The organism is Sulfitobacter sp. F26169L (assembly GCF_026410285.1).
Classification (GTDB): Bacteria; Pseudomonadota; Alphaproteobacteria; order Rhodobacterales; family Rhodobacteraceae; genus Sulfitobacter.
Genome location: NZ_JAPMLP010000003.1, coordinates 370961 through 384962 on the forward strand (window position 1 = coordinate 370961; position 14002 = coordinate 384962).

At 58.8% G+C, this 14002-nt stretch carries 16 protein-coding genes; 6 read left to right on the plus strand and 10 right to left on the minus strand.

What is annotated here, in order from left to right; all coding sequences use genetic code 11:
* Positions 1-64 precede the first annotated feature (64 nt).
* Positions 65-265: a DUF6324 family protein gene (locus OS189_RS08655; RefSeq protein WP_267166896.1), complete on the plus strand. Its 201-nt coding sequence runs from the start codon at positions 65-67 to the stop codon at positions 263-265.
* Here the strand turns inward: OS189_RS08655 and OS189_RS08660 are convergent.
* Positions 262-717 carry an MmcB family DNA repair protein gene (locus tag OS189_RS08660; protein WP_267166897.1) on the minus strand — a complete coding sequence of 152 codons (456 nt, stop codon included), beginning with the start codon at positions 715-717 and terminating at the stop codon, positions 262-264. The genes OS189_RS08655 and OS189_RS08660 overlap by 4 nt on opposite strands.
* A 108-nt stretch (positions 718-825) precedes the next feature.
* On the opposite strand from OS189_RS08660, the gene OS189_RS08665 reads away from it, so the two are divergent.
* Both OS189_RS08665 and OS189_RS08670 read left to right on the plus strand, forming a co-directional pair.
* Entirely contained in the window at positions 826-2103 is a 1278-nt protein-coding gene (locus tag OS189_RS08665; protein ID WP_267166898.1) for a hypothetical protein, read from the plus strand.
* Positions 2100-2843: a COG3904 family protein gene (locus OS189_RS08670; protein WP_267166899.1), complete on the plus strand. Its 744-nt coding sequence runs from the start codon at positions 2100-2102 to the stop codon at positions 2841-2843. The genes OS189_RS08665 and OS189_RS08670 overlap by 4 nt, the downstream gene beginning before the upstream one ends.
* Before the next feature lie 210 nt (positions 2844-3053).
* Here OS189_RS08670 and OS189_RS08675 read toward each other — a convergent pair whose 3' ends face one another.
* The 5 genes from OS189_RS08675 to OS189_RS08695 all read right to left on the minus strand — a co-directional run bounded on the left by OS189_RS08675 (position 3054) and on the right by OS189_RS08695 (position 6486).
* The gene (locus OS189_RS08675) at positions 3054-3263 is read right to left on the minus strand and encodes a hypothetical protein (RefSeq protein ID WP_267166900.1); all 210 of its coding nucleotides are present in this window, start codon (positions 3261-3263) and stop codon (positions 3054-3056) included.
* A gap of 397 nt (positions 3264-3660) precedes the next feature.
* On the minus strand, positions 3661-4149 hold the full coding sequence (gene nusB, locus OS189_RS08680; RefSeq protein WP_267166901.1) for a transcription antitermination factor NusB: 489 nt from the start codon (positions 4147-4149) through the stop codon (positions 3661-3663).
* On the minus strand, positions 4146-4697 hold the full coding sequence (locus tag OS189_RS08685; RefSeq protein WP_267166902.1) for a 6,7-dimethyl-8-ribityllumazine synthase: 552 nt from the start codon (positions 4695-4697) through the stop codon (positions 4146-4148). The genes nusB and OS189_RS08685 overlap by 4 nt, the downstream gene beginning before the upstream one ends.
* Before the next feature lie 4 nt (positions 4698-4701).
* The gene (ribB, locus tag OS189_RS08690; RefSeq protein WP_267166903.1) at positions 4702-5823 is read right to left on the minus strand and encodes a 3,4-dihydroxy-2-butanone-4-phosphate synthase; all 1122 of its coding nucleotides are present in this window, start codon (positions 5821-5823) and stop codon (positions 4702-4704) included.
* A gap of 72 nt (positions 5824-5895) precedes the next feature.
* Entirely contained in the window at positions 5896-6486 is a 591-nt protein-coding gene (locus OS189_RS08695; RefSeq protein ID WP_267166904.1) for a riboflavin synthase, read from the minus strand.
* Between the two features lie 118 nt (positions 6487-6604).
* Here OS189_RS08695 and OS189_RS08700 point away from each other — a divergent pair, with 118 nt between their 5' ends.
* The 3 genes from OS189_RS08700 (at position 6605) to OS189_RS08710 (ending at position 11249) form a co-directional block, all read left to right on the plus strand.
* On the plus strand, positions 6605-7897 hold the full coding sequence (locus OS189_RS08700; RefSeq protein WP_267166905.1) for a capsule polysaccharide biogenesis protein: 1293 nt from the start codon (positions 6605-6607) through the stop codon (positions 7895-7897).
* A gap of 191 nt (positions 7898-8088) precedes the next feature.
* Positions 8089-9219: a polysaccharide biosynthesis/export family protein gene (locus OS189_RS08705; RefSeq protein ID WP_267166906.1), complete on the plus strand. Its 1131-nt coding sequence runs from the start codon at positions 8089-8091 to the stop codon at positions 9217-9219.
* Positions 9219-11249, plus strand: coding sequence for a capsule polysaccharide biogenesis protein (locus tag OS189_RS08710; protein ID WP_267166907.1), 2031 nt, complete (start codon positions 9219-9221; stop codon positions 11247-11249). Before OS189_RS08705 ends, OS189_RS08710 begins: the two co-directional genes overlap by 1 nt.
* Here OS189_RS08710 and ribD read toward each other — a convergent pair.
* The 4 genes from ribD to OS189_RS08730 form a co-directional block, all read right to left on the minus strand.
* Positions 11246-12322 (minus strand): bifunctional diaminohydroxyphosphoribosylaminopyrimidine deaminase/5-amino-6-(5-phosphoribosylamino)uracil reductase RibD, encoded by a 1077-nt coding sequence (gene ribD, locus OS189_RS08715; RefSeq protein ID WP_267167016.1) that lies wholly within the window; start codon positions 12320-12322, stop codon positions 11246-11248. The genes OS189_RS08710 and ribD overlap by 4 nt on opposite strands.
* 14 nt (positions 12323-12336) lie before the next feature.
* A complete protein-coding gene (nrdR, locus tag OS189_RS08720; RefSeq protein WP_267166908.1) occupies positions 12337-12810 on the minus strand; it encodes a transcriptional regulator NrdR in 474 nt (157 codons plus the stop codon).
* A gap of 211 nt (positions 12811-13021) precedes the next feature.
* Complete coding sequence (locus tag OS189_RS08725; protein ID WP_267166909.1) at positions 13022-13432, minus strand: hypothetical protein; 411 nt, start codon at positions 13430-13432, stop codon at positions 13022-13024.
* Between the two features lie 2 nt (positions 13433-13434).
* Positions 13435-13857 carry a hypothetical protein gene (locus OS189_RS08730; RefSeq protein ID WP_267166910.1) on the minus strand — a complete coding sequence of 141 codons (423 nt, stop codon included), beginning with the start codon at positions 13855-13857 and terminating at the stop codon, positions 13435-13437.
* Between the last annotated feature and the right edge of the window lie 145 nt (positions 13858-14002).

Here is a 14002-nt window from a genome sequence, read left to right on the forward strand (position 1 = left end):
ACCGCTTGCTTTTCAAGACACACAGCGGTAGCGATACGCACCTGAAAATCCGAAGGAACAGACCATGGGCATTAACGACGAACGTGATATCGAGGCCGACCTGCAAATCGCTCCGACAGATCTGGGCATGGTGCGTCTGTTTGTCGAAGGTGCAGGCGTTGAAATTCCGATGGATTTCACCCCTGACGAAGCACGCGAAATTGCCGAGGAAATTGTGGCCGCTGCGAAAGCCGCCGCGCAGATGGGCGGCAAGAAACGCCGCTAATCCCATTCGGGGTGCATGTCGGGATCACGCATCAGCTGCAACCGCCGCGCCGCCGTCACGGCAAACTTTTGCACCATAACCTTGCGCCGCGCCGGTGCCAGCTTGGTTTCCGGCGCCATGCGCAAAATCTCGGCGGTGTATCCATCGGCAATAATCAGCCCCTGATCATCCGGCAGAAGCTCTGTTGGGAAATGCTCATCTACCGCAAAAAAGAAACGGTCCGCCCACTCCAGATAGCCATGCCATTTGCTGTCAGAGGTAAAATCGGCACGGCTTGATTTACACTCAACAATCCAGATTTCGCCCTTTGGCCCCAACGCGATCACATCCACACGCAAACCACGTGCCGGCACCAGTTCCTCCACACACGCAAAGCCGTAGCTTGCCAGATGCCGTGACACGCCGCGCTGCAAAAGCTGGCCGGGCTGGAGGATAACGGGTGCTTCGTTCATACACCAAATTATGAACATATAGTGAACATACACAACCCTTTCTGCGCCATCTTGGCCTTTTGCCCTCAGCTGCCTATCTTTAACGCTAACCAATCCAAGGATACCCGCATGAGCGATCTCGAAGACCCGTCCAAACGTGCCCGCGGCGTTCGCTATGCCCGCGAACTGGAAGATCACCTGAGTTGGCTTGATACGTTCTCCGGCTCTGCGCTGGGGGTGCTGGCGGTGGCGTCGGGGATATATACTTATCTCGGCGTGTCCTCGCTGCTGGACGACAACGGCGCGATGACAGCTTTTGCCGCGATTGCCTATTCGGTGGCGGTATCGGTGGGGATATTTGTGTTCTGGTCCTACATGCTGCGCCTGTTCCCCGCCGTGCGTGGCGCAAGGGCGCGGGTTGCGCTGATGGGCACGATGGCGCTCGGCTCGATTGCGATTATCGCTATGTCCAGTTGGCTGAACGCTGCGGCATTGGCAGGGTCTGCCGCCGTCGAGCAGCATCTGGCCGAAACCGTTCAGGATTATCAGGTATCGCTTGAGCGCGCGCACGAAGTCGCGCTATCCGCCCAGGGGCTTGAACGCGATGTTGCCCGTGTGCGTCAGTCTTTCGAAGACTTGAGCGAGCAGGAAGCCACCGGCAATCTGTCCGGTCTTGCGGGGCGCGGTGCCGTGTTTCGAGTGCTGCGGCAAAAATCAAGCGAGTTGGCAGGGCTTGAGGCGCAGATTGCCTCGCAAACGCCACTGGTGCAATCGGCGTTTTCCGAAGGCAACGCGATTCTGAGTCGGATGCGCGCCCTTACGGTTGAAGCCGGCCCGGTCGAGGCGCGATCAGTCGAGTTTTCCGAACAGGCGGTGCGTCTGGCGGGCCTGATTACGCAGATGCGGCAGTTGTCGGTTGCCTCGCTGGTAGAGCGCGCGGCGCAGGATTTGTCGGCCTCTGTTGTTTTGCCCGAACTGGACGGGCGGTCTGCCGAAACGCGCGGCGATCAGGCGGCAACCATCACGTCGGTGCTGGAGGTGTTGTCGCAGCGCGCCCAAACTTTGGCACGCGCCGCCCAAGCGGTGCAGGCGATGCCCGCGCCCCCTGAAACGACCTATACGCCAATCTCTTCCGCTGATGCGGTGATCCTTTATGCGCGCAATTTCATTCCCTCTTGGGCCGGTGCCATCGCCATTGATCTGCTGCCTGCGGTTCTGGTGTTTATCCTCGCCATTACCCAAGGAGCCATTCGCTCAGGCCGCGAAGGCACTGAGGTCGAAGACCGCCTGACACTGGCAGAACTGCGCGCTGCCGTGGCCGTAATGAAGGAAATGGATAGTGCCATGAAAGCCGAAGTAGTGGTGACGCCCCCCACGCCATTACCAACAAAGACCGCAGCCGAATGAACGTGCAGCCCAAACGAAACCCCATTGGCCGCGTTCTGGTGGGTGTGCTGGCATTCCAGTTGCTGCTGGCCGCGTTGCTGTTTGTCGGTGATCTGCAAAACGGCTTCAGCCTGCCGCGCATGGGCCCCAAAGCCCCCGCGCTGACAGAGCCTGTCCGCCCCGGCGACCAGACCCGCCGCTTTTCCCCCAAACGCGCTGTTCCGGGCAGCGACACGCCCCTGCCCGAGCGGTTGACCCTGACCGTGGTTTCCGGCGGGGCTGCCGTTTTGCTGGAAGGCGCAATTGAAAACGGCGACGCCGTGCGGATCAGCAAACAAATCGAAGACCTGCGCGAAGCCCCCGACCGCGTGATCCTGAATTCGCCGGGCGGGTCGGTGCAGGACGCGCTGGAACTGGGCCGCGCTTTGCGGCTGGCGGGTCTGGAAACCGAAATGCGCAGCGGCGATATTTGTTATTCCGCCTGCCCCTACCTGCTGGCCGCGGGTGTAACGCGCACAGTGCCAAACGATGCCTTTGTCGGCGTGCATCAACATTATTTCGGAAAAAGCACGATATTACCTGCGTTTGCCGCCGTAGAGGACATCCAGCGAGGTCAAGGGCAAGTGATGCGTTATCTGGACCAGATGGGGATTGATCCGCTCGTCATGCAACACGCACTCGTCACGCCGCCCAACGAAATCTATGTATTGCTGCCCGAAGAACTGGAGCGTTACCGATTTATTGAGAAAGCGGCGCAGTAGGCCCTTGTTCTGGGCCTGCCGCAGCCCTACCTATGAGGGGTGGCGGGCTCTGCCCTGTTCGATAGACGTTACATTCCAGTGGCCTTAAGCAAATCCGAGGGAGCTGGCTCTGTTTTAGCCCTGGTTAATTTATCTGGCGCCCACCTGTACATACAGGTCCTCGGGAATACAACTGACCGGCAACGGCGGTCCCGCCACACCCACATTGCGCTAGCGGACGCGCAATGCACCCCCGAACAGCTTGATAATTTCCTCACGGGTTACACCGCCCTCGGCCTGCGCAAGATCAGGCATATGAGTCGGGGCAATTTCGTTGTGACGGGGCGACGTAGGGTAGTCTGTCTGCGCTTTATCAGCGCGGTGCCGCACTGTTGGCACCAACGCATCGTCAGCCTTACGCGACATAAAAAATAGTATCACTCGTACAAAAAACATAACTACCGTATTCCTCTGATGCCAATGGCAATGGCAGCGCCTATCAACCAAAAGTAGTAGTAGGTGACGGAACAGAATCAACGAATTTTCACTTAATGCGAGAATTTTGGGTCTGCGCGTCACCAAGCTGATCTTTTCCACACTTTCGCGTGACGCGACCTCATCATCACGACCGATCAAGATATTTTTGAAATTATCACCCAGTTAACAAAAGGTTAACAGGTTTACATTTTTGACAAAACCAAACACAAGCTCGAAAGCACTGCCCTGCCTGACGTTAGGGAATGCCCAATCGGATTGTTGCAATAAATCCACTATCTACGACCGGCGACATTTCACGGTAACGCTTTTTTCGCAGACTGGAACACTGGGCAGGGTGTGATCAGAACCCTTCGGGGCGCGTCTCGCGGGCCATGTGATCCAGAACTGCGTTTACGAATCGCGCTTCTTTTCCATCCGGAAAGAACGCAGCAGCAAGATCAAGGTATTCCGATATCACAACTTTCGGCGGTGTTGATGGGTCTTTCAGTTCGGCCCCTGCGGCACGGAACAGCGCGCGCAATGTTGGATCGATGCGCGCGATGGGCCATTTTGCCACTAAGGCGCGGTCTGTCATCTGGTCAATTGCAGCCTGATGGTTCACCGCATCCTCAAGCACCCGCGTAAAGTGCGCCTCGTCCCCGTCCAGCATCTCCTCCCCATCGAGCAACTCGCCAAAGCGGTGATCGAGGAATTCGATGCGCACCTTGTCCAGCGTCAGGTTGGAATGTTCCATCTGGAACAGCGCCTGCACCGCATACAGACGCGACGCGGAGCGCATCTTGCGTTTCATGTTGCCGGTCATGTTGTCGGTGCGCGATGGGGTGCTCATGCGGTGGTATTTCCGTCCAGATCTCCGGCCATCAGAGTGTCCTCGCCTTTTGGCTTGAACCCGATGCCCGCGGGTGTGGACGTCCACTTACGGGCGAGCGCGATAAGATGCAAGGCCGCCAGCGCAGCGCCGCCACCTTTGTTCTGCCCTTCGGGATCACTGCGAACTACGGCCTGTGTTTTATTTTCAACAGTCAGGATGCCATTGCCGATGCACAGCCCTTGCAGCCCCAGCAACTGCAATGCGCGCGAGCTGTCATTGCAAACTGTCTCGTAATGGGTCGTCTCGCCGCGAATAACACAGCCCAGCGCGACATAACCGTCAAAATTGCTGCGCCGGTCCGAGATACCGATGGCCGTTGGAATTTCCAAGGCTCCGGGCATTTCGACAACGTCATAGGTTGCGCCTGCATCCTCCAGCGCGGCCTTGGCGCCGCTCAGCAAACCGGCGGCAATATCGCTGTAATAGGGCGACACAACGATCAGCACTTTTACCGGCTTGTCAAAGGTCGGGGCAGGCAGAACAGTGTGTTCTTCGGTTGCGGCCATTGTGCTACTCCTTGGTGATGGGTCTGGTGCCCACGATTTCGAGGTTATAGGCTTCCAACCCCGTGTATTTCGTCTGTGGATTGTCTGTCAGCAACACCAGCTCATGCACATTCAGCGTAGCAAGGATTTGCGCGCCCAGTCCTGTGCGTTTGATCGTGCGCGGTGCATCATCCTCTTTGTCCAGACGCAACCGCGGGTTGGGTTCACGGAACAGCAGAACAGCACCACGCGCTTCCTCTGCGATGATCTCCATCGCGCGCGGCAATTCATCCGGCGCGGCAGAGCCGATGCCAAGAACGTCTTCCAGCGCGTTCAGAGCGTGGGTGCGCGTCAGCACAGGTGCGCCGTCGCCGATGTCTCCCTTGCTCAGCACAACATGGTCGGTGCCGGAGATCTGGTCTTCGAACACCCGCATCCGCCATTCACCGCCATAGGCCGAGGTAACCATCCGGTCATCGCGCTGCACCAGCATATTGTCATGCTTGCTGCGGTAAGCGATCAAATCGCTGATCGTGCCGATTTTCATATTGTGCTCGGCGGCGAACGTAACCAGATCAGGCAATCGGGCCATCGTACCATCAGGTTTCATGATCTCGCAAATCACACCGGCAGGCTTCAGCCCCGCCAGACGGCTGATATCAACAGACGCCTCCGTATGGCCCGCGCGCACCAGCACACCACCATCACGCGCACGCAACGGAAACACGTGTCCGGGGGTGGCGATATCCGCCGCGCCATTGGCATCATCAATCGCAACTGCAACAGTAAGCGCGCGATCGGCCGCCGAAATACCTGTGGTCACGCCCTCACGCGCCTCGATGCTGACTGTAAATGCTGTTTCATGGCGGGATGAGTTGTTTGTCGCCATCATCGGCAGTTCCAACGTATCCACCCGCGCCTGCGTCATCGGCAGGCAGATCAAACCGCGCCCGTGGGTCGCCATAAAGTTGATCGCATCCGCATCGGCAAATTCTGCGGCAATGACCAGATCGCCTTCGTTTTCACGATCCTCGTGATCGACCAAAATATACATCTCGCCTGCTTTGCACGCAGCAATAATGTCTTCGATGGGTGAGATCGCGTTGGCAAGTTCCGCCTCGACGGGGCCGGGTGTTTCAAAGCTCATCTGAGGCTCTCCTGTTTCTGACCGATGATCTAGCCCACCCGCACGGGCATGACCAGTGCAACCGCCGCACCGTTACTGCTGCATCTCGGCCAGTCGCGCCACGTAACGCGCCAGCGTATCAATTTCGAGGTTCACGCGATCACCTACTTTTACGTCACCCCAAGTGGTTGCAACCTTGGTATGGGGAATGAAATTGATACCGAAATCGCAATCGTCAACCTCGTTCACCGTCAATGACGTGCCATTCAACGCAACAGACCCTTTGGGCGCAATGAATTTGGCAAGCGCGCGCGGGGCGCGCAGGGTAACGCGGGTGCTGTCACCTTCGTCTCGCATCTCTGTCACTTCGGCCACGCCATCCACATGGCCCGACACGATATGCCCGCCGAGTTCGTCACCGACCTTGAGCGCGCGCTCAAGGTTCACACGGCGACCCACACGCCAATCGCCCAGATTGGTCAAATCAACGGTTTCGCGGCTGACCTGCACCTCGTACCAGTCCGGACCCAGATCAACGACCGTCAGGCACACCCCGTCACTGGCGATGGACGCGCCCATGTCGATTGTGTCTGTATCATAGCCGCAAATGATCCTTGCGCGCAGATCGCCTTCTTGCGTCAGCGTTGATACGGTGCCGATATCGGTAATTATCCCCGTGAACATGAAATCCCTCTCGATTTACATTGAGCGCCCCGACGTTAGACCATAATTTGTCCAAAGTCATAATATGGACAAGGTTTTGAGACCTAATACCGCGAAGAGCAACCACAGAAAGCGCGTCATGGCACCGCAGACACCCGATGAACGGGTATTTTTGTTCCTTCAGGGGCCGCACGGACCCTTTTTCAACCGGCTGGGCAAGATGCTTCGCGCGGCGGGGGCAGACGTTTGGCGTGTGGGGTTCAATGCAGGGGATCGTGCGTTCTGGTTCCACCCTGCCAGCTATATCCCCTATCGCGGCACGGCAGACGGATGGCGCACAGCGTTTGGCGACCTGATCACGGAAAAATCCGTCACCGACATTGTATTGTATGGCGACACGCGCCCTGTTCACGCCCAAGCTGTTGCAGAAGCCCGTGCGCGCGGGCTGACTGTTCACGTCTTTGAAGAAGGGTACATGCGCCCATATTGGGTGACCTATGAGCGGGGCGGAGCCAACGGCAATTCGCGACTGATGAATATGTCGATCGCACAGATGCAAAAGGCGCTGGAAAAGTCCGACATGGAGGCCCCCTTGCCCCCCGGACATTGGGGGGACATGCGCCAGCACGTTTTCTACGGTGCGCTGTATCACTGGTTCGTGATGTTTCGAAACGGTGACTATCGCAATTTCCGCCCGCACCGTGATTTACCTGTCACCAAAGAATTTCAGCTCTACCTGAAACGCCTGTTTCTGATGCCTGTCCAAGCTGTCGAGCGGCGTCTGGCCACATTGCGCATCCGCTTGGGCGGCTTCCCTTATCATCTTGCCCTATTACAGCTGGAACATGACAGCTCGTTCCAGATGCATTCCCCCTTCACCACGATGAGCGATTTTCTGGAGTTGGTTATAGACGGATTTGCCAAGGGCGCGCCACAGCATCATCATCTGGTTGTAAAAGCGCACCCGTTGGAAGATGGCCGCGTGCCCGTGCGTCGCGAGATCAAGCGTCTGGCCAAAGCTTATGGCGTTGCAAGCCGCGTGCATTTTGTGCGAGGTGGCAAGCTGGCCCAACTTCTCAATGATGCGCGCACCGCCGTCACGGTTAATTCCACGGCAGGCCAACAGGTTCTTTGGCGCGGCATTCCCCTGCGGGTGTTTGGCAGCGCGGTCTATGCCAAGCCCGAATTCGTCTCGGAACAACCACTGCCGGAGTTTTTCCAGAACGCTGCACGACCCGACAATCGCGCCTACAAGGGTTTCCGCCGCTACCTGCTGGAGACAAGCCAGCTGCCCGGCGGGTTTTATTCGGCGCGTGGCCGCCGACAACTGATGCGTCAGGTCGCCGATATGATGCTAGGGCCGGATGACCCCTATGAAGCGCTTGATTCCGGCACGGCCCCCCCGCGCCAGCAGTTGCGTCTGGTGACCTGACGGCCACAACCCCTTGTGCTATCTGTCAAAGATTCATCCGTATCGCGGCAGCAATGCCACACATTTCCGGTTTCCAAATATCTAAAACAGTCGCCTTGGTAGATTTTGTCGCACAACTCCGCTACGCTCGGACGTAATACGCCGAAACAATCGGCGATTTGAGGCAGAAAATAGGTCGAGGAGACCGGGCAGTGAAAACCCTGAGCATCCGATGGGCGCATCCCATCGCAATCGTTGCGGCTTGTTCCGTGCTGGCATCCTGCGGATTGCCGCAGGTAGGCCCGAACAAACGCCAGATCTTTGCAGGTTCTGTACAGCGGGAAGGCGATGCCTTTATCGTTGCGGTGAACGACCGTGTGACACGTGCCACCGCAGTGGTTCCCGCGCTCGGCTTTTCATCCGAGTTCAAGAACGCGGGCACACTTGGCTCTGATACCATCCGCGCGGGTGATGTTCTGGGCATTACCATTTATGAAAACGTCGACGACAGCCTGCTTGGCTCGGAAGGCGCGCCTGCAACTCTTGAGGAAGTGCAGGTCGATGGGGCGGGTTTCATCTTCATCCCCTACGCCGGGCGCATCAAGGCTGCGGGCAATTCACCCGAAGCGATCCGCCGCATTATCACCAACAAACTGGCCGATCAGACGCCCGACCCGCAAGTCGAAGTGCGCCGCGCAGCCGGTGACGGATCAACCGTTTCCCTTGTCGGTGCTGTTGGCGGTCAGGGCGTTTACCCGATCGAGCGCCCCACCCGTTCGCTTGCAACAATGCTTGCGCGCTCCGGCGGCATCACCATCGCCCCTGAAATTGCACAGATCACTGTGATCCGTGGCAAAGCACGCGGCAAAATCTGGTTTGAGGACCTGTACAAGCATCCCGAACTGGACATTGCCCTGCGTGGCGGTGACAAAATTCTCGTAGAGCAGGATACCCGCTCTTTCACAGCACTCGGTGCGACAGGATCACAGGCGCGCGTACCGTTCGAAAGTCAGAACCTCTCCGCGATTGAGGCGATTGCACAAGTGGGCGGCCTCCTTGCCTCCTCCGCCGATCCGACAGGTGTATTTGTGATGCGCAACGAACCCGAAGAGGTTGCCGAACAGGTGCTGGGCCGCAACGATCTGCAAGGCTCGCAACGTCTGGTATATGTTCTCAATCTGACCGAGCCGAACGGCATGTTCATGGCCCGTGATTTCGTCATCCGCGACAGTGACACGATATACGTCACCGAGGCGCCGTTTACACAGTGGAGCAAAGTTATCTCCGCGATCACCGGCACCGCCAGCTCGGCCTCTAGCCTGACATCCGTTACAGGCGGCTAATGGCCCTCGGACCAGAGACTTATGACATCGCCGCCGGCTCCGAGAGGGACCGGCGGCTTTTTGTGTATAACGGGGGGTTTCTGACCCAAGGGCGCATCCGGCGCATATTGCAACTGTCGGGCTACTCGATTCATGTCGGTCTGCCCACGCAAGACGGTGATGCAGTGGCCGTCTGGGGCAACTCCCCCACCGCGCACCGCGGTGAAGGTGTCGCGGCGGCACGGGATGCCCCGATTGTGCGTATCGAGGACGCGCCGCTGCGATCGCTTTTCCCCGGTCGTGAGAGCGAACCGCCGCTGGGGCTGGTGATTGATCACCGCGTGGTGCATTTCGATCCCTCAAAACCGTCTGATCTTGAGGTCCTGCTTGCCACGCACCCACTTGATGACACCGCCCTGTTAGATCGTGCCCGTGCCTGCATCGCGCGTATACAAGAGGCGCATCTCAGCAAATATGCAGCCATCCCGCTCGATACTCCTACCCCCGCCCCCGGCTATGTGGTAGTGATTGATCAAACCTTTGGCGATGCCTCTGTCACCGCATCGGGTGCCGATCGCGCGCGTTTTCTGGAAATGCTGTACTTTGCGCAAGAAGAGCATCCCGGCGCGCGTATCCTGATTAAAACCCACCCCGAAACCATTGCAGGCCACCGCAAGGGATACTTCCGCGACGAAGACCTGAGCGACCGGATTGAGTTTCTGAGCGATCCGATCAGCCCCTACACCCTGTTCGAGGGGGCATTGGGCGTCTACACCGTTTCCTCCGGTCTGGGGTTCGAAGCAATCTTTGCAGGTCACAAGCCGCGCGTATTCGGCCAACCGTATTACGCAGGCTGGGGTCTGACCGCTGACGCCTTTGAAGTGCAGCGCCGTCAGCGCAGCCTGACCCGCGCGCAACTGTTCGCGGCCGCGATGATCCTCTATCCGCGTTGGTATGATCCCTACCACGACACGCTTTGCCCATTGGAAACTGTGATCGACACACTGGAAGCGCAGGCGCGCTGCTGGCGTGAGGACTGCCGCGGCTGGGCCGCATCGGGCATGAGCCTTTGGAAAAGGCCGCATCTGCAGAAATTCTACGGCCGCTACACGCCTGTCACTTTTCAGGACAGCCCGTCCGACATTTCGGACCGCCCGCAGATGATCTGGGCCGGGAAAGCGCCTGCCAGCGCAAACGTCACGCGGATCGAAGACGGGTTCTTGCGTTCGCGCGGGTTGGGGGCGGCCCTGACCCCGCCGCTGTCACTGGTCAGCGATGATCTGGGAATTTACTACGATCCCGCGCGCCCCTCCCGTCTGGAAAGCTGGATTGAAAAGCGCGCCACTTTGCGGCCCGATCAGGAAGCACGCGCCGCCCGTCTAATCCGCACTCTGATCCGATCGGGGCTGAGTAAATACAACATTGGCGCAGACCCTGCGCCAATGACCGATGGACACCGTATTCTTGTCTGCGGGCAAGTGGCGGATGACGCCTCTATCCTCACCGGAACATCGGACATTTCAAGCAATCAAGCGCTTGTGGATGCTGTTCGCAGCGCCAATCCCGATGCGGTGATCCTGTTCAAACCGCATCCCGATGTAGAGGCGGGGCTACGCGAAGGCGCGCTGAAAAATTCTGCCGCCGCAGATCACATCATACGCGGCACTGATCCTGCCGCATTGTTGGCGCAGGTTAACGAAGTACACACCATGACCTCGCTTATGGGGTTCGAAGCGCTGTTGCGCGGTATCCCCGTCACCACCTACGGCGCGCCGTTTTATGCAGGCTGGGGGCTGACCACGGATATGTGCGATGTGCCACCACGCCGCCGCGCCACGCCTACGCTAGAGGGGTTGGTACATGCGGCGTTGATCGACTATCCGCGCTATTTCGATCCCAAAACGCAACTGCCCTGCCCTGTCGAGGTTGCGCTGGCGCGATTGTCCCAAGGGGATGTTCCCGCGCCAAGCCGCAGCAACCGCATATTGTCAAAACTGCAAGGCCTGTTTGCAAGCAAGGCGCACCTGTGGCGCAAGCCGCCCAGGCTTTAGACCCTGTTGCGTACCCAGGTGTGCATCACGTCCGGCCCTACGGCCTGTGTCTCTGCCAGATTGAACCGAGGCGCTTGCGTCAGTCGGCCAAGGCCCATGGCCCCGATACCCGCTACCCCTTCGGCCCCGATCACCATACCGGCAGTGAACCCGACCAGAAAATCCACCAGATCAAGCTTTAGCAGGCTTGCCGCGATGGCAGATCCGCCTTCGCTGAAAACACGCGTCAGACCATGCGCGCCGAGTTGGTGCAGCACATCGCCCATGTCGAGTTGTCCGCCGCGCACCGCGCAAGGCAGCAGCACAGCGCCCAGTCCTTTCCACACCTGCACCAGTTCGGCTGGTGCATCCGCCCCGTGACACAGGATCAGCGGAATTTTCGTGGCTGTCTGCGCCAGTTTGCCGCCAAGCGGAATATCCAGATGACGGGAAACAACGACACGCGCCGGTTGCCGCGCCACACCCAAATCGCGCACATCAAGGGATGGATCATCAGCGCGCACAGTGCCGCCGCCCACCATCACTGCATCATGACGGCTGCGCATTGCATGGACCAAGCGGCGCGCAGGGGCCTGCGTAATCCATTTGCTCTCGCCCGTGGCCGTGGCAATACGCCCGTCAAACGAACTGGCCAGTTTCAGCGTTACCATCGGTCTGCCCTGCTCTACACGGCTGAAAAATCCGATATTGTCCGCGCGCGCTTGCGCTTCGCCCGGCCCTGTCACCACTTCGATGCCCGCGTCGCGCAGCATTGCCAATCCGCGTCCTGCAACACGTCCGTCACTGTCGCCCACGGCGACCACAACACGCGCCACGCCCGCGTCAATCAGCGCCTGCGCACAGGGCGGTGTCTGGCCGTGATGGGCGCACGGCTCAAGTGTTACGAAGACATCGGCACCCTTTGCCGCCTCTCCCGCTTGAGCTAGCGCCTGCGTTTCCGCATGTGGCCGTCCCGAAGGCGCGGTCCACCCACGCCCGACAACATGGCCAGCGCGCACAATGACGCAGCCCACCGCAGGGTTGGGCCACGTTGTGCCTAACCCGCGCCGCCCCAAGGACAGCGCGAGGTCCATATAGCGTGTATCGCTCAACTTTCGGCGTCGGGCGGCGTGTCTGGGCGCAGTTCCTGAACGAATTTGTCAAAATCGTCAGCCTGCTGGAAGTTTTTGTACACACTCGCAAAACGCACATAGGCGACAGTATCAATCCGCGCCAGCGCTTCCATCACGATCTCGCCGATCTGCTTGGAGCCGATATCGGTCTCGCCCATACTTTCCAGTCGCCGCACGATGCCGCTGATCATCTGGTCAATACGTTCGGGCTCAATCGGACGTTTCTGCATGGAGATACGGATAGAACGCTCCAGCTTGTCGCGGTCGAAATCCTCACGCTTGCCGGAGGTCTTGATGACCACCAGATCGCGCAACTGTACACGTTCATAGGTGGTGAACCGCCCGCCACAGGCAGGGCAAAACCGGCGACGCCGGATCGAAACATGATCCTCCGCTGGCCGGCTGTCTTTTACTTGGGTATCGATATTTCCGCAAAACGGGCAGCGCATTGGCCTGTCCCCTTATTTCTGATCCGCCTCTTTTGTGGGATCACCGCCCCACTTATCCACAGGTATAGGGGAACCCATAGGTTTTGGGTAGTCCAGAATTTCACCGCTAGATGATGCGGTGTCTGTTTTATTTGCGACGCGTTTCAACCCACTTCCAATTGTTGTCCCCGAGAATGGGCGAAAGGTGCAGATAATGAGATTACTTCTCCACCTACGGGCGATGTCCGTCCCGCACCAGCTTGCTGTCTGCGCAAAAGCCATAGGCGTGACCAACGCTGAGGTTGGCGCCCGCACGGGCAAGCGATGATCCAAGGACAATTACGCCAACCGGCGTCAGGCCCTGCGCGCTGAGCGTGAATGTCACTGGATCGCGCTGGCCCAGCCCGGCCGTGCGCCCCTGCGCGATGTAAAGACGTTGGGAAGCGCGGGCGCCTTCACGCTTGCGCGCGTAATCGGCAGCGGCGCACCACATGCCACGCGCGCCCAGTCCTGCATCCCCCGTCACCGAAAACCCGCCAGCAACGGGCAAGACAATAACACCGTTTTCAGCTTTGAACCCCTGAGCGGCGACAGGCCCTGCCATCAACGCCATGAAGCTTAGCCCTGCAATAAATCCTCGCATTCTCAATTCCTTCTTGGCAAATGATTGGTTAATTCAAATTCTTCAGGGCGGCAAAACTGGATCGCATGGGCCACAGGCAGCCCCACGCCGACCACAGATGTTGTGAGCGATATGGATCTGGACGGGCCCTGCGCAAGTGTGTTTTCATCTGTGGTGAATACCACCGATGTGCTGCCGGACACACGGCGCGAGGCCCCGCGCCCTTCGCGGATATAGATGCGCCCTTTTGCGCCCAACCTGCGCTCGGCATAGTCGGCGGCGGCACACCATATGCCACGTGGTCCCTCGCCGCGGGATTCAATGACTTCGAATGTGGTGCGGTTAACGCCGATCACGATCAGATCGTTCACCGCCCGATAGCCCTGCGCGCTCAGCGTGGCGGGTAGTGCAGCAGCAACAGCGGCAGCAAGTAAAAGACGACGCATAAATGTTTCCTCCGGTACACCTAACAGATAGGCACCGAAACGCTCAGGTCAAACGCAGAGCGGCGCAATTAGCGCAAGCTTCCCGGACGCAAGGCGTGTTCTGACAAACGAAAAGCCCCGCCCGATTGATACATCGGACGGGGCT